This window comes from Leptothrix toolikensis (SeqCode) (genome assembly GCF_057922285.1).
Map to the genome: position 1 here is coordinate 53,936 of NZ_JBYSVC010000003.1, position 23,861 is coordinate 77,796.

Consider the following 23,861-nt stretch of genomic DNA (forward strand, 5'->3'; position numbering starts at 1 on the left):
CGTTCGCCTAGAAGGCAGAAAAAGAAGGGTGCGCAGGTTACTGCGAAAGTTCTGCCTTGACCCCTATCATGCGATCCGATCCGAGAAACTATGCGTAAAACGCATGAATCTCGTCAAGATCCGTTCAGACGGCGGCACCGAGACCGTCGCCCACCTGCAACGGCTGCCCAGCCAAGCTAAGCAAAGCTGGCTGACGCCGTCCCCCGGGGCGTTGCAGGTAGCTCAGGCACAAGGCGTCTTCGCCGCAGGCGATGACCGGCCCGCGTGGGTCAAGGGCCAAGACGCTCCCCGGTGTGGCACCGTGGGTGCCGTGGACGACGTGGGCTTCCCAGACCTTGATGATTTCGCCGCCGTGGCTGAAGTTGGCTCCGGGAAAGGGATCAAAGGCCCGAATCCGTCGTGCCAGCGTTTGAGCGGGCAAGCGCCAATCCAGCGGGGCTTCGGCCTTGTCGATCTTGTGGGCGTAGCAGATGCCTTGCTCGGGCTGGGGCACAGCGACCGGCGCAGTGCTTTGGCTTTGTTCGAACTCCGCCAAGACGGTGAGTAGCGCTTGGGCCCCTCGGGTGGCCAAGCGGTCGTGCAAGCGGGCAGTGGTGTCATCGGGCTGAATCGGTTCGACATCCACACGCAGCATGGCCCCGGTATCCAAGCCTTCATCCATTTGCATGATGGTGATGCCGGTTTGCGTGTCTCCGGCCTCAATCGCGCGATGGATAGGCGCTGCACCGCGCCAGCGGGGCAGGAGCGAGGCGTGGATATTCAAGCAACCCAAGCGCGGCAGGGTCAGCACCCAGCTCGGTAGGATCAGGCCGTAAGCCGCCACAACAAGCACGTCAGGACGGGCTTGTTGCAGTGCCAGCTGGGCGGCTTGGGCATCCTCGGGGTATTTGCCGTCGAGTCGCAGGCTGCGGGGTTGGCTCACCGCCGTGCCGTGGCGCAGGGCCACTTGCTTGACGGCTGAGGCTTGCAGTTTCATGCCTCGCCCAGCCGGTCGATCGGGTTGAGTCAGGACCAAGGGCACGTTGTAGCCTGCCGCAAAGAGCGCTTCCAAGGCTTCGGCTGCGAATTCGGGGGTGCCGGCGTAGGCGACGGTCAAGCTCATGCCGCGTCCTGTTCGTCACGCCAGCGTTTTTGCAGCTTGGCGCGGATGCGGTTGCGCTTCAAGGCGGAGAGGTGATCGACAAACACCTTGCCCATGAGGTGATCCATCTCGTGCTGGACGCAGACGGACAAAATATCGTCGGCCTCGAACTCAAAGCTCTTGCCATGCAGATCCAGCGCTTGCACCCGCACCGTGACATGGCGCGGCAGTTTGTCGTAGATGTCGGGCACCGACAGGCAGCCCTCTTCGCCGATCACGCTTTCAGCACTGGCTGCCACGATCTTGGGGTTGATCAACACCAGCGGCTCATTGCGCTCTTCAGAGACATCCATCACCAGCACCCGCACATGCGCATCGACTTGGGTGGCCGCTAGGCCAATGCCCTTGGCGGCATACATGGTTTCCAGCATGTCAGCCACCAGTCGGCGGATGCGGTCATCGACTTGCTTGACCGGGGCAGCCACTTTTTGCAGCCGGGGATCGGGGTAACGGAGAATGGTCAACTGGCTCATGGCATCCACTGAATCGGGGCGGGGTCACAACATACCGGGCCTTTTCATTGCGACCTCGGGGGTTTATGGGCAGAATTTGAACAGCCGCATGAAGATTGTCGCGCACTCGCGCCCGATTCTGTTCAAGCAACCCGCCAGCCCTGATCCGGCACCATACTTGCCGAATCCGTCGGAGAAAATTTCCATGACCGTGCGTTGCCATCTTTCCTTTTCCGCCCCGCATCGTCTGCTCAGCCTTATGGGCCTTGCTGGGGTGCTGTTCTTGGCCAGTAGTCCGAGTGGTGCTGAGCCCAGCTTCCCCGTTTCAGGCCAACAGCGGGATACCGCCAAACAGGTGGCGAAAGTGGGCGTGCCCTTGTCTGAGCTGGCCCCGAATGCACCCGACAGCTATACCGTCAAAGCGGGCGATACGTTGTGGGGCATTTCCACCTTGTTCCTGAAAGGGCCTTGGCGTTGGCCCGAGTTGTGGGGCATGAACATGGATCAAGTGCGTAATCCGCATCTGATTTATCCCGGGCAGATTTTGGTGCTCTTGAAATCCGGTGATCGCGCTCGACTGAAGATGGGCCGTTCCGTGGACGGCGCAGCGAGTGCCGAGGATCCGAATCTCAAGTACGGCCCTCGGGCGCGCCCCGGGGTGCTTGGCCTCAGCCCGATTGCGACCATCCCGATGCACTTGATTCGGCCTTTCCTGAATGAGGCCGTGGTGCTGGAGTCCAACGAGCTCGACGCTGCACCGCGCATCGTTGCCGGTCGTGATGGGCGGAGTTTTTTCGGTCGGGGCGATACCGTTTATGTGCGCGGCAACATCGCCGATATCCGCGAATGGCGCTTGTTCCGCATGCCCAAGCCACTCTATGACCCCGATTCCAAGGAACTGTTGGGTTTCGAGGCGGCCTATGTTGGCGCGGCTGAATACACCCGGCGGGGCGAGGTGACGCCGCTGGATGAAACTCACGATGAAATCGTGCCTGCCACGTTCACGCTGACCAGCTTGCGCCAAGAAGCGGGCATGGGTGATCGGCTTGTCCCGGCCCCGAAGTCGGATGACAGCAATTTCACCCCCCATGCCCCGACTGAACCCATGACAGGGCGGGTGATCTCGTTGTATGGCGAGGCCATGGCGGGTGGGCAGTTCCAGATCGTGGCCATCAATCGAGGTCAAAAAGATGCGATGGAGCGCGGTCATGTCTTGGCCCTTTGGCGTGCGGGTGCCAAGGTGATTGACCGTTCCGATCCTCTGCGGGCTGAGCTGCGTTTGCCGGATGAATCGCACGGTCATGTGTTGGTGTTTCGCGTCTTTGACCGCGTCTCTTACGGGCTGATCCTGAGCGCGCAGACACCTGTACGGGCCGGAGATCTGGTGACACAGCCTTGATCTCCCAAGACGAACTGGCCGCGTGGTTGCGCCTGCTCGAAACACCTTATGTGGGTCGGTTGAGCGCACGGCGGCTTTTGGCTGCCTTTGGGAGCCCACAAACCATCTTTGATGCGCCGCTCAGTGCTTGGCAGCACTTGGTGGAGACCCGCGCCGCCAACGCCTTGAGGGTGTTGCCCGAGGGGCATGCTGAGCGGGTTGACGCGACATGGGCATGGTTGCACGCTGACGTTCGCCATCACTTGCTTGTGCTTGGGGACGCGAATTACCCGGTGGCGCTGCTGGATCTGCCCGATCCCCCCCTGCTGCTCTATGTGATCGGGCGCGTGGATTTGCTGAATCAGCCGGCGCTCGCTGTGGTCGGTAGCCGCAATCCTTCACCCCAAGGCCGCGAAGATGCGCGGGCCTTCGCCAAGGCGTTCAGTCAGGCTGGCCTGACGGTCATTTCCGGTTTGGCGCTCGGCATTGATGGCGCGGCGCATGAGGGCGCGCTTGAGGGGCCGGGTGCCACCATCGCGGTGGTGGCCACCGGGCTCGACCGGGTCTATCCACGTAGCCACCATGATCTGGCCCATCGCATTGCCAGTGAAGGTGCGTTGATCAGCGAGTTTTCGCTCGGCACCCCGCCGACGGCCATCCATTTCCCGATGCGTAACCGCCTGATTGCTGGTTTGTCCCTGGGGACGGTGGTGGTGGAAGCCGCCTTGCAATCGGGCTCGCTCATCACCGCTCGTTTGGCCACGGAGGCTGGTCGGGATGTGTTCGCCATGCCAGGCTCCATCCACAATCCGCAGTCCCGAGGCTGCCATGCGTTGATCAAGCAAGGGGCCAAATTGGTCGAAAGCACCCAAGACGTGCTGGATGAGTTGAACTTTCTGGCCATCAAACGCACTGCGCCGGATACGGCATTGAGCGTGGAAAGCACCCCGTTAGCGGCAGCGGCAGCGACGGCTCTTAGCGACGATCCCCTCTGGGTGGCGCTGGGCCACGATCCCGTGACCTTGGATGTCTTGCAAATCCGCACAGGTTGGGATGCTGCGCGGCTCAGTACCCACTTGTTTGAGCTTGAAATGGGTGCGCAAGTCACGCGCTTACCCGGGGGGCTTTTTCAACGCCTCGCGCGGGCCTGAGATCGCCACAGGCACTGCGGTATAGTCGATTCATGTTTGACGTGCTCGTTTATCTCTACGAAAACTACTGGCGTCCGGATGCCTGTCCGGATCCGGCGCAGTTGTCCCGCAAGCTGTCCTCCGTTGGATTCGAGACCGATGAAATCGCGGATGCCTTGAGTTGGCTGGCTGGGTTGGCCGATGCTGCGGCCTCGCACGCCGGTACCCAAAGTGCCACAGCGCTGCGGGTGTATTCAAGCGACGAGCAAGATCACTTGGGCGAAAAATCCATCGCCTTTATCAGCTTTCTAGAGTCGGCCGGCGTGCTGCCTTCGCCCATGCGCGAGTTGGTGGTGGACCGCGCCATGGCGATCTCAGGGACACCACTTGACCTTGACGACCTGAAGATCATCGTCTTGATGGTCTTTTGGAGCTTGGGTGAAGAGCCCGACGCGCTGATCTTGGATGAGCTGTTTGTCGATGACGAGGATCGGCTGATTCACTGATCCACTACGGATCATTGCAACAAGCGGCTCGGGTCGGCGTCGAGCTTGGCGAGGGCGTCGCGCGTGGCGCGCACCGTCAGCGATTCTTCTTCGACGGGCACCAGCAAGCCGGCTTGGAGGAACGACGCCAAGCGCCGCAGCTGGAACATCACGCCCCGGCCCTGCGAGGTCGCAAACAAGTTGAGCTGCTTGTTCATGCCGCGCCAAGCAAGTTGCACCGGCTCGACCCGGCCCCGATAGTCGAGCTTGAACCACGTGCCGACGTTCAGATCGCGCGACCAAGCCAGCACGGCGGGCGTCGGCAGGGAGCCACCTTCGGACACCACTTCCAGATCGTCAGATTCGTGCCCGGAAATGTCGCGCACCATCGACTCGTCAATCTCGATGTCGGCGATGTCGGGCAGCATCTCTTCCAAGGTCTGCACCTGCATCATCAGTTCTTCGAGGCGTTCGCTCGGGATGGTGGCGGTGCGGGCTGAGAAAGCTGCGGCGAGCGAATTGCTCAAGGTCTGGATGTATTCGTCCTGCCGGGGCACAGGTACCCCGGCGGAGCTCATGCCTTCGCGCAGCAGCTTGAGTAGCGGCGGCAGGCGTCGGATGGCTTCGGAGCGCTCTTCGCGCGAGACTTTGGCACTCGCCAGCCAGATCAGATCAGCGGCTCCGCGCTGCATGCGTTTGGTGTCTTCGCTGCCCTGGCCTGACTTGACGGCGGTGGTGGCCAGCACATCGGCCCAGACGTGGAAGAGAAACTCACGCACGCCGTCATGCACCGGCACTTCGTTGAGCTTCTTGCGCATCTCGATGGTGAACTGAATCGCCAAGGTCTCGCGCTGCTCAATCTGCTGCGCCAGCGATACGCCTTTGTGGGCGGCCGCGTGTTCGTTCTTGAAATACTCTTCGATGAATCGTTCGAACTCGGTCAACACCGTCTGGAAGACGCGCCGGCCCGTGTCGGGATAGGCCTCAACGACTTGCACGACCCGCTTGATTTCCTTCTCAAGGGAGTCGGTCGTGCCGCTGGAGCCATGTTCGAACCCCATCACGCAAGAGCCCATCCGGTCGATGAGCTTGCGTGCCGGGTGATCGACTGTGGCGAAGAAGTCGGGCTCGACCACCGCCACGCGCAGCACCGGCATCTGCAAGCGCGCAAACCAGACGCGGACTTGCGCCGGGATGCGTTCTTCGGTGAGCAAACTCTGGAACATCAAGGCCACGATCTCAATCGTGGCGCGCTCTACCGGCGTGGTCGCGGCTTGCTTGAGTTCTTGCTTGCGTTGCTGCAACTCGCGCAGCAACTCGGGTGTCCCGATGACGCCGCCACCACCTGCTTGCGCCGCTTGACTCCCAACCATCCCCGCGCCGACGCCACCGGCGGTCATCGCGGTGGGCGCGGCGTCGAAGCGCTGCTGCATGGCGTTTTGCGCTTGGCCGATGGCTGCTTTGAGGCCCGGCGAAACCACATGCGGCATCACCACGGTCGAGCCGGCGAAATCTGGCACTTGTCCCGCCACCAACTTGTTCAGCCGGCCCAACACTTCACCGGCTTGTTCGACGGAGCGCAGCAAGTTGCCGGCGTGGGTCATCAGACGGGTTTCTTCGTGAACACCGCCGTTGCCGCCTTGGGTATGCGAAAAATCATCCGAAGCGGAGCCTCCCCCAGAGCGCCCCGCTGAGCCCGCGTAACCTTGCGATCCACCGTGAGCCATACCACCACCACCTCCGCCACTACCATGACCGCCGCCACTCCCGCCACCGCCTTGTTGGCCGGGTAGCATGGGGGGGCTTGCAATGGTCGTGGGAGCGAAGGCACTGCCATGAGCGCTGTGCGGTCCACGTTGCAGGCTGGTGGGTGTGGGATAGCGCGATGGCGGCTCAGAGGAGCTGGCGGCAGCAGGTGCCCCCACGGAAGAGCCGCCGCTGCCCCAGATCGCTCCGGGCATGGCGGGTGGCGACGGAGTCGGGGTAGAGGGTGGCGACGGCGCAGGGGGCTCACCACTTCGAGCGCGGCGATTGAATGGGCGCGGTGTGACGTCTGTGCCCACACCTTGGCTGATGAACCAGCGGTTCACCTCGTGATAGGCCTCATGCATCAGTGAGGCGTATTCCTCGTGCAGGATGGCTTGAGCGGTGCGCCAGTGATCAATCGTCAAGCCCGACGAGCACCAGCTATCGACCAACATGCGGGCAATGACCTGTGGGCGAAACACGTCTTGCGGCAGGAACTCATCGCGGCGTTCAAGGTTGGCCACCCGCTGGCGCAAATCAGCAAATTCCCACGAGGCCTTGTCCATCATCGCCAAAGCAAGGCGGGAGCCGAGGATTTCCAGCTCAATGGTGTCGTGGTCGACCAAGGTGAATTGCCCACCCATGGCGGCCGTCATGCCTGTGGCTGCCGCTGAGGGTTTGCCTGAAGCAGCGGCCCGTACCAAAGCGGCAAAGTCCAAGGCCCAGCGTTGCGCCAAACGCATCAAGTCCATGACCATGTTGCGACGCTTGGTCATCTGGTCGGGACTGCCGTTTTCGGTCATGAGCTTGCGGGCATCCTCCGCGATCGCTTTGACGACCCGAGGTAACTCTCGCAACAACAGTTCCAAGTAGACGCGACGAGCCTGGGCGGCGAGCGCCAGGGATTGAGCGGCTGTGGCCATGAAACGCGGGTGTGGGCTTGTGTGAGGGCGGAGGTGAACGGGAAGGTCAGCTCCCGACTCTACACCACCGCTCCAGCGTTCGGATCTTGGGGATCGTGGTCTTTACGCGACGTATTAATAAGGTCTTCACGTTTGACGCCCAGCCACATGGCGATGGCGGCGGCCACAAACACGGAAGAGTAGATCCCAAACAAGATGCCGATCGTCAAGGCCACGGCGAAGTAATGCAGGGTGGGGCCGCCAAAGATCAGCATCGCCAGCACCATCATTTGGGTCGAACCGTGGGTGATGATGGTGCGGCTCATGGTGCTGGTGATGGCGTGGTCGATGACTTGCGGCGTGGTCATCTTGCGGAATTTGCGGAAGGCTTCGCGGATTCGGTCGAAGATCACCACCGATTCATTCACCGAGTAGCCCAGCACGGCCAAGACCGCCGCCAAGACCGCCAGCGAGAACTCCCACTGGAAGAAGGCGAAGAAGCCCAAGATGATGATCACGTCATGCAAGTTGGCGACGATCGCCGCCACGGCGAACTTCCATTCGAAGCGGACCGACAGGTAAAGCATGATGCCCAGCACCACAAAGCCCAGCGCTTTGGCCCCATCCTCGGCCAGCTCCTTGCCGACTTGCGGACCGACAAATTCGCTGCGTTTGAGTTGCAAGGGCTCGGCGCTACCGGCCTCACAGGCCATACGACTCACCGCCGCCAAACCCTCTTGCTTGTCACCGCTGGCTGGACTTGCTTGGCGCTGAACGATCTTGCCTTGTTCGGCGCTGCACAGTGCGGCAAAGACTTGGGTGGCGACCTCGCTTTGCTTGATGCCTTCGCGCAGGGGCAAGCGGATCAAGATATCCCGTGAGGTACCGAATTTTTGCACCTGCACGTCACCGAACTTCATCGCTTCCACGGCCCCACGCACCCGGCCGATGTCGGCGCTTTGGGCGTATTCGACTTCCAGCACATTGCCGCCGGTGAATTCGATCGACAGATGCAAGCCCCGTGTGATCAGGAAAAACACGGCGGCCAGAAAGGTCAGCAGCGAAATGATGTTGAACACCAACGCATGCCGCATGAACGGGATGTCGCGGCGGATACGGAAAAATTCCATCGTCTATCTTCCTCAGACCTTGGGTTCGAGCGCAGAGCTCGGTGCTGATACGGGGGCTGCGGTGGCGGTCGGTTTCCAGACTTGACCAATGGAGACTTTTTGCAAGCGCTTTTGGCGACCGTACCAAGCGTTGACCAAGCCGCGCGAGAAGAACACGGCCGAGAACATCGACGTCAGGATGCCCAAGCAATGCACCACCGCAAAGCCGCGCACCGGGCCGGAGCCGAAGGCCAGCAGTGCCAAGCCGGCGATCAAGGTGGTGACGTTCGAGTCAAGAATCGTCGCCCAGGCGCGCTCATAGCCGGCGTGGATCGCCATCTGCGGCGAAGAGCCACTGCGCAATTCCTCGCGCACCCGCTCGTTGATCAGCACGTTGGCGTCGATGGCCATGCCCAGGGTCAGCGCAATGGCGGCAATACCGGGCAGGGTCAGGGTGGCTTGCAGCATCGAGAGCACGGCCAGCAACAGCAGCAAGTTCACGGCCAAGGCCAAGGTCGAGAACACGCCAAACAGCATGTAGTAAAGGCCCATGAACACGGCGATGGCGGCAAAGCCGTAGGTGACGCTGGCAAAGCCCTTGGCGATGTTTTCCGCCCCCAAGCTCGGACCGATGGTGCGCTCTTCGATGATTTCCATCGGCGCGGCCAAGGAGCCAGCGCGCAGCAACAGCGCGGTATCGGCTGCTTCCACCGGGGTCATCGAGCCGGAAATTTGCACCCGTCCGCCACCGATTTCGCCTCGGATCACTGGCGCGGTGACCACTTCGCCCTTGCCCTTTTCAAACAAGAGGATGGCCATGCGCTTGCCGACGTTTTCACGCGTGACATCCCGGAAGATGCGCGCGCCTCGGGCGTCGAGCGACAAATGCACCGCTGCTTGCTGGCTTTCATCAAAGCCCGGTTGGGCATCGGTGAGGTTTTCGCCCGTGAGCAGCACAGCGCGTTTGACGATCACGGCGCGTGCGCCGCGTTCGATGTAGCGCTCGGTGCCGAAAGGTACGGGTGCCGTGCCGGCCGCCGCCGCTTGGGCTTCTGCACTTTCATCGACCAAGCGCACTTCTAGGGTGGCGGTGCGGCCGATGATGTCCTTGGCCTTGGCCACGTCCTGCACGCCCGGCAGCTGCACGACCACGCGGTCGAGACCTTGCTGCTGGATCACCGGCTCGGCCACGCCGAGTTCGTTGATGCGGTTGTGCAGGGTGTTGATGTTTTGCTTAAGGGCTTGATCCTGCACGCGCAGCGCCGCGTCGGGCTTGAGCTTGCCCGTCAAGAGCAGCTCGGTGCCCTCAAGCGAATCGACCCATTGCATGTCGGCCACGTGCTCCATCAGCAGCGTGCGTGCGGCGGTCTGCGTTTCGGCATCGCGGAAACGCAGCGTCACGGCCTCGCCGTTGCGGTTGATGCCGGCGTGACGGATGTTTTTGTCGCGCAATTGGGTGCGGATATCGCCGACCAGCGCTTCAGCTTTTTTGCTAAGCGCGGCCTTCATATCCACTTGCATCAGGAAGTGAACCCCGCCGCGCAAGTCCAGCCCCAAATACATCGGCAGGGCGTGGATCGCGGTCAGCCAGCGCGGTGAGCGCGAGACCAAGTTGAGGGCCACGATGTAATTGCCATCGGTGGGGTCGGGATTGAGCGTCTTCAGGATGACGTCCCGGGCCTTGAGCTGCGTATCGGTGTCTTGCAAGCGCGCACGCACCGATGCCCCTTCGAATTGCACGAAATCGGGCTCGACACCTGCTTCTTGCAGGGCTTGGGTCAGTCTAGACACCAGCGCGGCATCCACCTTGATGGTGGCTTTGGCGCTTGAAACTTGCACGGCGGGGGCCTCACCGAAAAAGTTCGGCAAGGTATAGAGCAGCCCGACAGCCACCGCCAGAACGAGGACCAGATACTTCCACCAGGGATAGCGATTCATCTTGGATGACCTACAACAGGGTCTCGGTGCTTACTTGATCGTGCCCTTGGGCAGCACGGTGGTGACGGAGATACGTTGACACATCACTTCGACACCGGAGGTCAATTCGAGCGAAACATAGCCATCGTTGACCTTGGTGACCTTGCCGAGCAAACCACCGGCCGTGACCACTTCATCGCCCCGGGTGAGGCCTTCGACCATCGCCTTGTGTTCCTTTTGGCGCTTCATTTGCGGCCGGATCATGACGAAGTACAGCACGACGAACATCATGATCAAAGGCAAGAACGATTGGATCTGGCTCAGGGGGCTGGCCGCTTGAGCGGTCTCAGCGGCTTGGGCGTAGGCATTCGAAATGAACACAGGCAGGCTCCAGGAAAGGGAGAAAAAACAAAAAGACAAGGCAGCAAAGCCCGGCGATTGTAGGTGAGCAGGTTGCGCGACGCCGTGCTGGCGTCTTCATACCTTGTCGGGCTTGTGCAGCGCGGCCCGTGCAGCGAACTCGGCCCGCAAGGCTTTGAGCTTTTCGCGGGGGTCTTCTTTGGCGGTGCGCTCGTCGAGTTTCATCTCGGCGATGAAGCGGCTGGGCAGGGCGCGCTTGATCTCACGGCCGCGTTTTTGGCGCAGCAGCGTGCTCACCATCAAGGTGCGCCGCGCCCGCGTGATGCCGACATACATCAAGCGGCGCTCTTCCTCCAAGCGCTCGGGCGTCATGTCTTCTTCCTCGCGCTTGAAGGGTAGGGTGCCTTCGTTGATACCAGCCAGCACCACGTGCGGCCACTCCAGCCCCTTGCTGGCGTGCAAGGTCGAGAGCGTGACCATGTTTTGCTCCTCACCGCGCTCGGCCAAGCTCAGGATCACGCTGATGGTTTGAGCCACATCGAGCACGCTGCGCGGTTCGGCTTCGACTTGGCCGCTGCCGTCGTTGGCGATCTTGCCGCCGCAGCGCCGAGCGATCCAGTCGATGAAGTCGATCACGTTGGACCAGCGCGCTGCTGCGATCTTGTCGTTGTCCTCGCCGTCGTGCAGCGACTGCTCGTAGCCGATGTCCATCAACCACGTCATCAGCATCGGCCGGGCAGCTTCCATACCGAGGGTGTGACGCGCCTTGTCTTCCAAGTCGTTGACGTAGCGGCCGAACTCGTGCAGCGAGCCGATGGCTTTTTTGCTCAGCACCGTGCCGAGCGACTCTTGGAACAGCGCCTCGAACAGGCTCACTTTCCACTTGCCGGCAAATTCGCCCAAAGATCCCAAGGTGGTGTGGCCGATACCGCGCTTTGGGGTGGTGATGGCGCGCAAGAAGGCCGGGTCGTCGTCTTGATTGACCAGTAAACGCAGCCAAGCGCACAAGTCTTTGATTTCAGCTCGGTCGAAAAAGCTCTGTCCGCCCGAGACCTTGTACGGAATTTGCGCCTTGCGCAGCGCCTCTTCGAGCTTGCGGCTTTGGTGATTGGCACGGTAGAGGATCGCAAAGTCGGCCCACTCGGGCGGCTTGCCGTCGGTGCTGGCATAGGCGCCGGTGGCGTTGGCGCGGATGCCTTGGATGCGCGCCACCGCCCGCTCAGCTTCGTGCTCTTCTTGGTCGCACTCGACCACCCGCACCGGCTCGCCTTCGCCAAATTCACTCCAGAGTTTTTTCTGGAAGATCTTCGGGTTCAGCGCGATGACGTTGTTGGCGGCGGCCAAGATCGCGCCGGTCGAGCGGTAGTTTTGCTCCAGCGCAATCACCTTGAGCTTGGGATAGTCCTGTGGCAGGCGCTTCAAGTTGTCGATGGTCGCGCCGCGCCAGCCGTAGATGCTTTGATCGTCGTCGCCCACGGCGGTGAAAACGCCATGCTCGCCCACCATCGCCTTGAGCAAGTCGTACTGGGTGGCGTTGGTGTCTTGGTATTCGTCCACCAGCACGTGGCGCAGCAGGGTTTGCCACTTGGTGCGGGTGGCTTCGTCGGACTGCAAAAGTTTGAGCGGCAGACCGATCAGATCGTCGAAATCAACCGCTTGGTAGGCGCTCAGGCGCTCTTGGTAGAGCTTCATGACCCGCGCGGCGAGGTGTTCGTGCTCGTCCTTGGCGGCGGCCTCGGCCTGTTCCCAGGTCAGGCCGTTGTTCTTCCACAGGCTGATGGTCCACTGCCAGCGCCGCGCCAGTTGCGCGTCGGTGGTGCCGCCCGCATCGCGCAGCACGCCCAGCACGTCATCGCTGTCGAGGATCGAGAACTTGGGCTTCAGGCCGAGCCGCTCACCGTCCTCGCGCAGCATGCGCACGCCCAAGGAGTGAAAAGTGGCAATCACCAGATGTTTGGCCGCGCGTGCGCCGACCAGCGATTTGGTGCGTTCGCGCATTTCCTGCGCCGCCTTGTTGGTGAAGGTGATGGCCGCGATCTGCTCGGGCCTCAAGCCCACTTGCAAAAGCCGCGCGATCTTGTGCGTGATCACCCGCGTCTTGCCCGAGCCTGCGCCGGCCAGCACCAAGCACGGGCTGTGCAGGTGGTTGACCGCTGCCATCTGGGCGGGGTTGAGGGTCGCGGGTTCAGCAGCCATGGTGAATAGCGACAGATTTGGAGAGATGCCGCGTGTCGAGAGGGCGCGGATCATAGCGGTCCCACCTGAGGGCTGGGGCGGCTGATAGGCTCTCGCCCATGCAACTCGACGTTCTCTCTCCCTTGAATGCTCAGCGCCGCGATGGGCTGCTGAAATTGGCCTCGCTGGGTGCTTCGTTGGGCCTGTGTGCCTTGGCTGGCTGTGCCGCTCCGGCGGTGGTGCGGCATGTGGGGGACAACGAAACCGATCACTTCGCCTTGGGCGTGGCCTCGGGCAGCCCGCGCCCGGATCGGCTCGTGCTTTGGACCCGCTTGATGGGCGATGCGCTACCGCCAGCGGTCGAGGTCGAATGGGAAGTGGCCACCGATGCAGCCTTCAAGCAACGCGTGGCCCACGGTATCGACAACGCCATCGCCGCTTGGGCGCACAGCATCCATGCTGAACCCCGAGGTTTGGCCCCGGGGCGTTGGTACTTCTATCGCTTTCACGCTTTGGGGCAGACCAGCCCGGTTGGGCGTACACGCACGGCTCCGGCGCTCGATGCCCGGGCTGAGTTGGACTTCGCCATCGCGTCCTGCCAGCGCTGGGATCACGGCCACTACGCCGCTTGGCGTCATGTGGCCGAAGAGAACCTCGATGTGGTGCTCTTTCTGGGGGACTACATCTATGAATCAGCCCCTGTGGCCGGTCGGGTGCGGATGCACGAAGGCCAAGGCGCGGCGCGCACCTTGCTGCAATACCGCTCCCGCTACGCCCAGTACAAAAGCGATCCTGACCTGCAAGCGGCGCATGCCTGTGCGCCATGGATCGTGATCTGGGATGACCATGAGGTGGAGAACGACTATGCGGGTGAAATCTCCATGATGGGTGATGCTCATTTCTTGGCACGGCGCACGGCGGCGTATCAAGCCTATTGGGAGCATCAACCACTGCCCAAAGCTGCGCGCCCGCACAGCGCTTCGATGCAGCTCCATGAGCGTTACGACTGGGGCGCTTTGGCCCGCATCCATGCGCTCGATGATCGGCAATACCGCGACCCCCAGGCGTGCCCCAAACCGGGCCGTCGTGCGGGCAGCAACACCGTGCTGGTGCGGGATTGCCCCGCTTTGGCGAGTTCGCAGCGCAGTTTGCTCGGGCTGGCCCAAGAGCGCTGGCTCAGCGAGGGTTGGAGCTTGGATCGGCCCTGGAATCTGCTGGCACAGCAGACGTTGATGACGCGCTGGACGCAGCGTGACCCTGCTGAGCCAGGTGGGCGCAGTGCATGGACCGATGGCTGGGACGGCTACCCGGCCGCTCGTCGCCGCTTGTTGAACACGGTGGCCGAACGCAGAGTCCCGGGTTGTGTGGTGTTGGGTGGGGATGTACATGCCACCTATGTGGCCGATTTAAAGCTGGATTTCGAGGACCCAAGCGCAGCGGTGGTGGCGACCGAGTTCTGTGGCACCTCGATCACCAGCGAAGGGCTGGCCCAGGCGAAAGTGGAGGCTGCCTTGCCGTTCAATCCCCATGTGCGCTATGCCCGCAGCGACGAGCGCGGTTATGTTCGCTTCCATCTCGGGGAAAGATCCGTCGAGGCGCAGATCCGATCAGTGCACAATGTCTTGGATCCGGAAAGTAACATCCGGACTGCTGCCCGGTTCACTGTGGCGTCGGATCGACCCGGTGCCCAGCCCGTTTAAACCCTGTCCGTTCACCTGATTTCCTGTCCGATGCAGGCCATCCTATCGGTCACGACACCGTTTTTTGCCCTAGTGCTCGCCGGCTATCTTGCTGCCCGGCTTAGGCTTTTGCCTCTCGACGCGGTGCCGGGCATGAATGTGTTCGTCCTCTATTTTTCGCTCCCGGCGTTGCTCTTTGGCTTGGGTTCGCGCTTGCCGTTGACGCAGCTTTTGGATCCCGTGGTGCTCTCGATCTACGTGACCTGTGCGCTTACCTTGGTGGCGTTCACGGTGGCCATCACCCTATCGCGCCGTGTGGGCATCCAAGTGGCCGCGTTCCGAGCTTTGGTGGCGTCTTTTCCCAACACCGGGTTCATGGGGGTGCCACTGCTGATCGCCCTGATCGGCCCGTCGGCAGCGGGGCCGGTCATTACCACCATCTTGGTGGATTTGTGCATCACCACCACCTTGTGCATTGTGCTGGCCCAAGCGCAGCAATACCAACCGCCGCTGCCCTTTGAAGACAGCTTGCTGGAGCGTGAAACCAAGCCCCGCTCACCTTGTGAAACACCGCTATGGCGCACCTTGCGTGCCGGGCTGATGAACCCCCTGCCTTGGGCCATCGGTGCTGGCGCGGTCATGACCGCCCTTGATATGGAACTGCTGGCTCCGGTCGAGCAAACCGTCACGCTGCTTGCTAACGCAGCCAGCCCGGTGGCGTTGTTCACCATCGGCGCCATGCTTTGGCGCTCGCGTGTGCGCCCTGCCTTGGAATCACATCAACCCGGGCATGCGCCGACCGGCCAGAAGGCGGCCCAAGCACCACGCCCAGAATGGGCCCTGCTGCTTCAGGAGGTGCCTATCGCCTTGATCAAGCTGCTGTTGCATCCCCTGCTCATCTTGGTGGTCGGTTTGGCCATGCGGGATTTGGGTGCGCCTTTGAGCAACCTGCAATTGGTGGTGTTGGTGCTGGCAGCGGCCTTGCCCAGTGCGAGCAATGTGTCGTTGCTCGCCGAGCGTTACGGCGCGGATGCGGGCCGTGTGACCCGCATCATTTTGGTCTCAACAGTGTTGTCGTTCCTGAGTTTTCCGCTGATCGCTGGTCTTTTTGGTGTCCAGCCGCCCACCGCCGTCAAGGCCTCGCAGCCGTCACCGTTGTTCAGCCCTTCGGAACGCGCTCAAACCGCCCACATGGATATGGGTGTCTTCGAGGGTTTGGCGCAGCGGCTCAAAGACAGCTTGGGGGCGCTGCATCCCGAGCCATCGCTTGATCTTGGTCCCCCTGTGGGTGAGACGCCGGATCTCACCGACCATAACGGTTAATGACAGTCGAGATGATCCCAACCCAAGCGCACCCGCAGGGCCGGTTCGACCCGCCCGGGAGCCCAGCACAGATCCGGATCGTGGCGCACATAAATATCGTGGTTGGGCAGCACCCGTTGTAGCGCTCGCATCGCTTGGGCCGCTAAAAAATCGCTCAAGGGGCAACTCCCCGCTTGATTCACCAGCAGCAGCTCCACCTCATCATCGGTGAGACGCATGGACTCGATCAGCCCGAGGTCGAGCATGTTCTCGCCGACCAAAGGGTCGGTGACTTCCCGCAAGGCGTTCAGGGCGCGACATAAATCAGGGCCTGGTCCTTCTAGGGTCATTTGGCGTGACAAAGATAAAGGCATAACAACTCCCGTAGGTGCCGACTATGGCAACGCAGGGTTGAAAGGTTTTTGCGCCGCATCAACGCATACTCTTATGGCCTCAATGAGGCCCGCCTTGGAGATGCACGATGAACGAAACCGCCACTTTGCCCCTGCACGCCCAGCCCATCAGCCAAGATGTGTTGCTTGAAAAGTACGCCAAAGGATCTGAGTCAAGCGTGACGGAGGTGCGCCAGCGCGTGGCTCGGGCCTTGGCGCAGCGGGAGCTGCCTGAGCAGCGTGCCGCGTGGGAAGCGCGCTTTTTGGCGGCCCAAGAACGTGGTTTCGTGCCCGCAGGCCGCATTGCTTCGGCTGCGGGCACCGCGCTCAGCGCCACGCTGATCAACTGCTTTGTCCAGCCGGTGGGCGACTCGATTGCCGAGCCCGAAGAGGGTTTTGCCGGCATCTACGTTGCCTTGACCGAGGCGGCTGAAACCATGCGCCGAGGCGGGGGTGTGGGCTACGACTTTTCCCGCATCCGCCCCGCCGGGGCTTGGGTGGGGGCGACGCAAAGCAGCGCCTCTGGCCCGGTCAGCTACATGCGGGTTTTTGATCGCAGCTGCGAAACGGTGGAAAGTGCGGGCAGCCGGCGCGGGGCGCAGATGGGCGTGCTGCGCTGCGATCACCCCGACATCGAGCTGTTCATCCACGCCAAGGACCAAGGCGATCTGAAGAACTTCAACATCTCGGTGGGTGTGACCGACGCCTTCATGCAAGCGGTCGAAGCCGACGCCTCGGTCGATCTGGTCCACAAGGCCGCCCCCGGCCTCAAGCTCAAAGAGGCGGGTGCCTACCAGCGCGCCGACGGCCTGTGGGTCTACCGCCAGATCCGCGCCCGTGATCTGTGGGACCAGATCATGCGTTCGACCTACGACCACGCCGAACCGGGCGTGCTCTTTCTCGACCGCATCAATCAAGACAACAACCTCCACTACTGCGAATCGATCACGGCGACGAACCCGTGCGTCACAGCGGATACGCGATTGGCGACGCAGTACGGCTTGGTGCCCATCGGTGAGTTATATGCAAATCGGCTGCCCCTGCAAGTCACGGTGGATCAGCGCGCGTTGGGCAAGGACGAGCACGGTACTGACGTGCGTCCCGCTGTGCCCGCATTCATGACGGCCCAGGACGCCGAGGTCTTTCAGGTTGTGACCGCCGATGGCTACGAGATCAAGGCCACGGCTTGGCACGATGTCTACACCCGACGCGGCAAGCTCAAACTCTCAGAGTTACGCCCCGGCGATGAAATCTTGGTGCAGTCGGGCAAGGGTCAATTCGGGCAAGAAGGCAGTGAGTCTTTCCATTTCACGCCGGACATGAAACGGGTGGTACCTGATATGGTCTGGCGGGGCAGCGAAGCCTGTGTCCGTGCTTATCTGCGCGGTCTTTTTCAAGAGGATGGTGCGGTTGATATCGCGCCGGATGGTCAAACATGCTTGATTTGCTTGCGTTCGGTGCATCGCACCTTTTTGCAAGACGTGCAAATCGTGCTGTCCAACTTTGGGATTTACACGCAGCTCAAAGAGCTTGGGCCGACCTCGCATGAACTGATCATCGACGGCGAGTCGAGGGATGGTTTTATGCGGCAGATTGGCTTTTTGCTCGACCACAAAAACCGCAAATATCAGGACTGGGTGTCGGACAAACAGCTGTTGAAGCACCAGCGTTTTGCCACCCGTGTGCAAGCCATCGTGCCGTTGGGACGTCAGCCGGTTTATGACACCACCCAGCCCGATCACAACACGGTGATCTTCAACGGCCTGGTGACTGGACAATGTGCGGAGCAGCCGCTTCCGCCCTATGGTTGTTGCTGTTTGGGGTCGGTGAATTTGACGCCGTTTGTGGTGGCACCGTTTGAGGGCGAAGCGCGGTTTGATGAGGCGGGTTTTGCGCAGGTGTGTGCGGTGGCGGTGCGCATGTTGGACAACGTGCTCGACGTGACGGTTTGGCCGTTGCCGGCGCAGGCGCGCGAAGCGCAGAACAAGCGGCGTATTGGGCTGGGCTTTACGGGCTTGGGGGATGCCCTCGTGATGCTGGGCTTGCGCTACGACACCGAGGCGGCGCGCAGCATGGCGCGGCGTATCAGCGAAGTGATGCGTGACGCCGCCTATGCAGCATCGGTCGATTTGGCCGAGGAGCGCGGTGCCTTTCCTCTGTTCAACGCCGACTTGTACTTGAGCGGCCAAAGCTTTGCGACGCGGCTGCCCGCCGGGCTGAAAGAGCGCATCCGCACCCACGGGCTGCGCAACTCGCACCTGTTGTCGATCGCACCGACCGGCACCATCAGCTTGGCCTTTGCCGACAACGCCAGCAACGGCATCGAGCCACCCTTCAGTTGGAGCTACATGCGCAAAAAGCGCGAGGCCGACGGCAGCTTCAAGAGCTACGCGGTCGAGGATCACGCTTGGCGGCTCTATCGCCATCTCAAAGGCGTGGAGGCTCCGCTGACCGATGCTTTTGTGACGGCGCTTGAGATGAGCGCCGAGGCGCACGCTGCGATGGTGGCGGTGGTCGCGCCCTGCATCGACACCGCCATCAGCAAGACGGTCAACGTGCCTGAGGACTACCCTTACGCTGATTTCCAGGGGCTTTATCTGAGCGCTTGGCGCTCGGGGCTCAAGGGTTTGGCGACCTACCGGCCCAACAGCGTGCTGGGTGCGGTGCTCAGTGTGACGCCTCCAGTGACATCCCTTGGAACGCCACCCGCGCTGGCCACGAGTGTGGACTTGAATGGTGCCAACCAGCGCCTTTTGCTGGAGCGCCTGCCCCAGCCGGTGCTGGCCTCGCTGCGCTGGCCAAGTCGCCCCGAGCTGGCTTCGGGCAATCCGGCGTGGAGCTACATGATCCAGCACCCGCACGGCGACTTCGCGCTCTTTGTGGGTGAGCTGCCCGCTGAGGCCAGTCCCGAGGCCGGGCTCTTTGGTCAGACCGTGCCGTTTGAGGTCTGGATCAATGGCGCTGAGCAGCCGCGTGGGCTGGCCGCGCTGGCCAAGACCTTGTCGATGGACATGCGCGCCAACGATCCGAGCTGGTTACGCCTCAAGCTCGACGCCCTGACCACCGTGGCTGAGGAGCGCGCCTTTGACATGCCCTTTCCCCCCACGGGCGAGAAACGGCTTTTCCCCGGCGTGGTGGCGGCCACAGCGGCGGTGATTCGCTGGCGCTGTGAGCAGCTGGGCGCTTTGCAAGAAGGCGGCCCAACGCCAGTGATCGACGCCATGTTCAGCCGCGAGGAGCCGCGCACCGGGGTCAACGGCACGCTGGCTTGGGCGGTTGATATCGACAATCCTGCCAGCGGCGAAGCCTTCACGCTCACGCTCAAGGAAGTCAGCCTGCCCACCGCTGACGGCAGTGATCTGAGCGCGCATGTCACCCGGCCCTGCGCCATCGGCTTTGCGGGCAACTACCCCCGGGCGCTCGACGGCTTGGCGCGGCTGTTGTCGCTCGACATGCGCGTGATTGACCCGGCTTGGATCGGGATGAAGCTGCGCAAGCTGCTCAATGTGGGCGAACCCTTGGGCCACTTCATGGCCCCGGTGCCGGGCCTGCCCGCTGGGCAATTCCGCCAACAGGTCTGGCCGAGCACCGTGGCCTACGTGGCGCGCTTGGTGATCCACCGCTACGCCATGCTCGGCGTGCTCGACGAAGCCGGCTACCCCGTCAATGCCATGGGGGTGCTGGCAGAGCGTCCGGTCTCGGCCACCGACACCGCCGCCCACGCCGAATCCGCCCCCATGCCCGGCAAAACCTGCCCCGACTGCGGCAACGCCACCCTGATCCACAAAGACGGCTGCGACTTCTGCACCGCCTGCGGTTTTGTGGGGTCGTGCGGGTGACTGCGGGTGAGATGAACGATCCGGCGTGATCCAATCGGCCCCCATGAGAGCCGATGACCTTGTTGATGATCCTGAAGATGGCAGCCTAGAAGCCGAAGCGCGGGCCGCCGCCGCCGCGCGCAGCACGTGGGTGAGCGTGGGCGTGAACGTGGTGTTGAGTTGCACCCAGATCGTGGTGGGCATTCTTGCCAAGTCACAGGGTTTGATCGCCGACGGGGTGCATTCGCTCTCCGATTTGGTGGCTGACTTTGTGGTGCTGCTGGCCAACCATCACAGCCAAAAAGACGCCGATACCGACCACCCCTACGGTCACCACCGTTTCGAAACGGCGGCCTCGCTGGTGCTGGGCGGGTTGCTGCTGGCGGTGGGTGTGGGCATGGTGTGGGCGGCGGCGCACAAGCTGGAAAGCCCCGAAAACATCGCCCCGGTCAGCGTGCTGGCGCTGTGGGTGGCGGGTGGTGCGCTGGTGGCCAAAGAGCTGCTGTTTCGCTACATGCTCGGCGTGGCCAAACGGGTCAAGTCGAGCATGCTGGTGGCCAACGCTTGGCACGCCCGCTCGGATGCGGCTTCGTCCTTGGTGGTGGGTCTGGGCATTGCCGGCAACTTGGCTGGCTATCCGATCCTTGATCCGATTGCGGCGCTGATCGTCGGCTTCATGGTCAGCAAGATGGGCTGGAGCTTTGGCTGGGACGCCCTGCACGACTTGATGGACCGCGCGGTGGACGAGCAGGAAGTGGCAGCCATCCGCAGCACCTTGCTCGACACCCCCGGCGTGCTGGGTGTGCACGACGTGCGCACCCGCAAGATGGGCGACATGATCGTGGTCGATGCCCACCTCGAAGTCGAAGCCACCCTCAGCATCGCCGCCGGTCACGACATCGCCGTCGCCGCCAAACAGCGCGTTATCCAACGCCACCGCGTCCTCAACCTCATGACCCACCTCGATCCGTGGCAACACCCGGATCTGGATCATCGGGACGCTCACTAGCCGATCAAGAGCGCGCCATGTCTCTGGAAAAAATAACGGAACTCCTCCACAAGCAGAAGATTGTTGAGGGCATGGTCCATGGTCAGAACACCCAAAGGCAAGACGTTATCGAAACCATGGTGCAGCGCCAGCACTTGGTCGAGTTACACAAGATCATCACCAAGATCTCTGCGCAAGAGCTGGGTCGAATGGTGGAAGTTCTGCCGTTGGAAGATGCTCGAATTCTCTGGGATCGGATTCCGCAAGAACGGATCAACGACATTCTTTGGGAAGTGTCTGATACCCGACGCGAACAATTGGTGGGCAATCAGGAGCCGGTTTTCAACGAAAGCCAGATGAATGCGTTTGAGCTGGTCGATGGGCGTTTGAAGCAAGTCGCCATCACCTGCCGCAAAGACTTAGAAGGTATTCACCCCATTTGGATCGACTTGCTCAATGTCACCAAAACCGAACTCAACTACATCAGCCAGCATTTCGGGTTGGTCTTGGCGGATCCTGGGGATTCGGTCGATCTAGAGGTGAGCCGGCGTTTTCATGTCGAGGAAAACGACGACATTCACCTGCATTCAAATTTTCTGCTTGAAAACGATGCTGATTCGCGCAGTGTGCCCGTGGCGTTTGTGTTGCACGCCGGCATTCTTTTTTCGGTGCGCAATGAAGAGCTGCCGGTTTTCCGTCTGCAACGCCGCCGTGCCCGCACGCAGCCCGGTTATGTCTCAGATTGCCATGATCTGCTGATCGACCTCTATGGCGCAGACATCGAATATTCGGCCGATTCGCTGGAAAACATCTACGCCACCCTCGGTAAGGTGGGCCGTAAAGTGTTGAGCGAAGCCATCAGTGATGAGGAAGCGGCGGCGATTCTGGCCGATATTGCCGAGGAAGAAGATCAGAACGGTCGCATCCGCAGCAACATTCTCGATACCCAGCGCGCGCTGACTTTTTTGATGCGCTGCAAGATCTTGTCCGCCAATCAGCTCGAAGATGCCAAGCAGATCTTTCGCAACGTCGAGTCCCTCAACAGCCACACTGCGTTTTTGTTCGACAAGATCAACTTCTTGATGGACGCCACTATTGGCTTTATCAACATCAATCAGAACAAGCGCATCAATCAGTTGACGGTCTTCGGCGTGGTGTTTATGCCCATCAATATTCTGGCCGGTATCGGTGGGATGTCCGAGTTCTCCATGATGACCCAAGGCCTGCCATGGCCCGTGGCTTATGGTGCTTTTGCGCTTGGGGCGGGTTTGGTCGGTTGGGCCACCTACGTCGCCCTGAAACATTTCGAAGGTCGTCGCATGAAACCGGCCCGAAGCCGCGCTTAGGCGGCCTTCCTGTTGAAGTGCAACACTTCCGACCCATCCCTAGGAGTGCGTCCCTATGCTGCTGATGATCGACAACTACGATTCCTTCACCTTCAATTTGGTGCAGTACTTTGCTGAACTCGGAGAAGACGTGCGGGTGCACCGCAATGACGAGATCTCAATCGCTGAGATCGAGGCTTTGAAACCTGACCGGCTGGTGCTTTCGCCGGGGCCTTGTTCGCCGGCGGAGGCCGGGATCTGCATCGAAAGCATTCGCCACTTTGCGGGCAAGCTGCCCATTTTGGGCGTGTGCTTGGGTCACCAAAGCATCGGGGCTGCTTTGGGCGGCAACATCGTGCGGGCGCAGGTGCAGATGCACGGCAAAGCCGAGACGATCACCACCGATCAACACGGCGTGTTTGCCGGCTTGCCGGCGCAGTTCAGCGTGGTGCGTTACCACTCGCTGGCGATTGAGCGAGCCACGCTGCCGCACGATTTGGTCGTCACCGCCACCAGCGCGGACGGCGAAATCATGGGTGTGCGCCACCGGACGCTGGCGATCGAAGGGGTGCAGTTCCACCCCGAGTCGATCCTGAGTGAGCACGGGCACGCGATGTTGAAAAATTTTCTGACCATGCGCTGATAGATAGAGATAGCGCCGATGAATAGCGCTGAGGAGAGCACGAACATGACGATCACCCCTACCGAAGCTTTGACCCGATTGGTTGAGCACCGCGAGATCTTCCACGACGAGATGCTCAGCCTGATGCGGCGCATCATGAGCGGCGAGATGTCGCCCGTGATGATTGCCGCCTTGGCCGTGGGCCTGCGTGTCAAAAAGGAAAGCGTCGGCGAGATCGCTGCGGCGGCCCAAGTGATGCGCGAATTCGCCACGCCCGTGGCGGTGAGCGACAAGACGCATCTGGTGGATTTGTGCGGCACGGGCGGTGACGGCGCGCACACCTTCAACATCTCAACCACCGCCATGTTTGTGGCAGCGGCTGGCGGTGCGCGGGTGGCCAAGCACGGTGGGCGCAGCGTCTCGTCGAGTTCAGGCAGCGCCGATGTGCTCGAAGCGCTGGGGGCCAACATCAACCTCACGCCCGAACAAGTCGCAGCCTCGCTGGAAGCCTGCGGCATCGGCTTCATGTTTGCGCCGAATCACCACGCCTCGATGCGCCACGCTGCGCCGGTGCGTAAAGAGTTGGGCGTGCGCACGATCTTCAACATCTTGGGGCCGCTGACCAACCCGGCCGGGGCACCCCATCAGGTGATGGGTGTGTTCCATCCTGATCTGGTGGGTATTCAAGTGCGCGTGTTGCAGCGCTTGGGCTCGGAGCATGTGCTGATCGTGCACGGCATGAACGGCATGGATGAAATCTCGCTCTCGGGCGAAACCATGATCGGCGAGTTGAAGGACGGCCGGATCACCGAGTACGTGGTGCATCCTGCGGATTTCGGTCTGCCGGTGTATGACGCCCGGGTGCTGCGCGTGGCCAACAAGGAAGAATCGGTGCAGTGCATCCAGCGCGCCTTGGCGGGCGAGGATGGTCCCGTGCGCG

Annotated in this window: 18 protein-coding genes; 10 read left to right on the forward strand and 8 right to left on the reverse strand. The window is 61.7% G+C overall.

The genetic code is table 11. From position 1 onward, the window contains the following. Window positions 1-124: 124 nt before the first annotated feature. A complete protein-coding gene (gene fmt, locus AC3VI7_RS01110) occupies window positions 125-1,096 on the reverse strand; it encodes a methionyl-tRNA formyltransferase (RefSeq protein WP_489668708.1) in 972 nt (323 codons plus the stop codon). Window positions 1,097-1,098: 2 nt separating this feature from the next. Next, a complete protein-coding gene (gene def / locus AC3VI7_RS01115; protein WP_489668674.1) occupies window positions 1,099-1,614 on the reverse strand; it encodes a peptide deformylase in 516 nt (171 codons plus the stop codon). A gap of 184 nt (window positions 1,615-1,798) precedes the next feature. Between def and AC3VI7_RS01120 the strand changes: the two genes are divergently transcribed. Genes AC3VI7_RS01120 through AC3VI7_RS01130 form a run of 3 tightly spaced genes read left to right on the forward strand, consistent with a single transcriptional unit; the run spans window position 1,799 to window position 4,607 of the window. Next, the gene (locus tag AC3VI7_RS01120) at window positions 1,799-2,992 is read left to right on the forward strand and encodes a LysM peptidoglycan-binding domain-containing protein (RefSeq protein ID WP_489671366.1); all 1,194 of its coding nucleotides are present in this window, start codon (window positions 1,799-1,801) and stop codon (window positions 2,990-2,992) included. After that, window positions 2,992-4,122 carry a DNA-processing protein DprA gene (gene dprA, locus AC3VI7_RS01125; protein WP_489668709.1) on the forward strand — a complete coding sequence of 377 codons (1,131 nt, stop codon included), beginning with the start codon at window positions 2,992-2,994 and terminating at the stop codon, window positions 4,120-4,122. The genes AC3VI7_RS01120 and dprA overlap by 1 nt, the downstream gene beginning before the upstream one ends. 32 nt (window positions 4,123-4,154) lie before the next feature. Next, window positions 4,155-4,607, forward strand: coding sequence for a Smg family protein (locus AC3VI7_RS01130; RefSeq protein ID WP_489668676.1), 453 nt, complete (start codon window positions 4,155-4,157; stop codon window positions 4,605-4,607). Between the two features lie 11 nt (window positions 4,608-4,618). Here the strand turns inward: AC3VI7_RS01130 and AC3VI7_RS01135 are convergent, their stop codons facing one another. The 5 genes from AC3VI7_RS01135 to AC3VI7_RS01155 form a co-directional block, all read right to left on the reverse strand. Further along, window positions 4,619-7,255 carry a DUF1631 family protein gene (locus tag AC3VI7_RS01135; protein WP_489668677.1) on the reverse strand — a complete coding sequence of 879 codons (2,637 nt, stop codon included), beginning with the start codon at window positions 7,253-7,255 and terminating at the stop codon, window positions 4,619-4,621. Window positions 7,256-7,314: 59 nt separating this feature from the next. Further along, window positions 7,315-8,364 (reverse strand): protein translocase subunit SecF, encoded by a 1,050-nt coding sequence (secF, locus tag AC3VI7_RS01140; protein WP_489668678.1) that lies wholly within the window; start codon window positions 8,362-8,364, stop codon window positions 7,315-7,317. A 12-nt stretch (window positions 8,365-8,376) separates the two neighbouring features. Next, window positions 8,377-10,281, reverse strand: a complete 1,905-nt coding sequence (gene secD, locus AC3VI7_RS01145) for a protein translocase subunit SecD (protein WP_489668679.1) — start codon at window positions 10,279-10,281, stop codon at window positions 8,377-8,379. Between the two features lie 30 nt (window positions 10,282-10,311). Further along, on the reverse strand, window positions 10,312-10,641 hold the full coding sequence (gene yajC, locus AC3VI7_RS01150; protein ID WP_489668680.1) for a preprotein translocase subunit YajC: 330 nt from the start codon (window positions 10,639-10,641) through the stop codon (window positions 10,312-10,314). 96 nt (window positions 10,642-10,737) lie between these two features. Then, window positions 10,738-12,816 carry an ATP-dependent helicase gene (locus AC3VI7_RS01155; RefSeq protein WP_489668681.1) on the reverse strand — a complete coding sequence of 693 codons (2,079 nt, stop codon included), beginning with the start codon at window positions 12,814-12,816 and terminating at the stop codon, window positions 10,738-10,740. A 98-nt stretch (window positions 12,817-12,914) separates the two neighbouring features. Here AC3VI7_RS01155 and AC3VI7_RS01160 point away from each other — a divergent pair, with 98 nt between their 5' ends. Beyond that, window positions 12,915-14,495: an alkaline phosphatase D family protein gene (locus tag AC3VI7_RS01160; RefSeq protein WP_489668682.1), complete on the forward strand. Its 1,581-nt coding sequence runs from the start codon at window positions 12,915-12,917 to the stop codon at window positions 14,493-14,495. Window positions 14,496-14,525: 30 nt separating this feature from the next. Further along, on the forward strand, window positions 14,526-15,797 hold the full coding sequence (locus AC3VI7_RS01165; RefSeq protein WP_489668683.1) for an AEC family transporter: 1,272 nt from the start codon (window positions 14,526-14,528) through the stop codon (window positions 15,795-15,797). Here AC3VI7_RS01165 and AC3VI7_RS01170 read toward each other — a convergent pair. Continuing rightward, complete coding sequence (locus AC3VI7_RS01170) at window positions 15,794-16,150, reverse strand: iron-sulfur cluster assembly protein (RefSeq protein WP_489668684.1); 357 nt, start codon at window positions 16,148-16,150, stop codon at window positions 15,794-15,796. The two genes, AC3VI7_RS01165 and AC3VI7_RS01170, sit on opposite strands and share 4 nt — an antisense overlap. A gap of 107 nt (window positions 16,151-16,257) precedes the next feature. On the opposite strand from AC3VI7_RS01170, the gene AC3VI7_RS01175 reads away from it, so the two are divergent. The 5 genes from AC3VI7_RS01175 to trpD all read left to right on the forward strand — a co-directional run. Next, entirely contained in the window at window positions 16,258-20,007 is a 3,750-nt protein-coding gene (locus AC3VI7_RS01175) for an LAGLIDADG family homing endonuclease (RefSeq protein WP_489671367.1), read from the forward strand. Between the two features lie 43 nt (window positions 20,008-20,050). After that, window positions 20,051-20,995 carry a cation diffusion facilitator family transporter gene (locus AC3VI7_RS01180; protein WP_489668686.1) on the forward strand — a complete coding sequence of 315 codons (945 nt, stop codon included), beginning with the start codon at window positions 20,051-20,053 and terminating at the stop codon, window positions 20,993-20,995. A gap of 17 nt (window positions 20,996-21,012) precedes the next feature. Further along, entirely contained in the window at window positions 21,013-22,320 is a 1,308-nt protein-coding gene (locus AC3VI7_RS01185; protein ID WP_489668687.1) for a CorA family divalent cation transporter, read from the forward strand. Window positions 22,321-22,375: 55 nt separating this feature from the next. Beyond that, on the forward strand, window positions 22,376-22,942 hold the full coding sequence (locus tag AC3VI7_RS01190; RefSeq protein ID WP_489668688.1) for an anthranilate synthase component II: 567 nt from the start codon (window positions 22,376-22,378) through the stop codon (window positions 22,940-22,942). A 45-nt stretch (window positions 22,943-22,987) separates the two neighbouring features. After that, window positions 22,988-23,861: anthranilate phosphoribosyltransferase (gene trpD / locus AC3VI7_RS01195; RefSeq protein ID WP_489671368.1), on the forward strand; the 874-nt coding region annotated here is incomplete at its 3' end.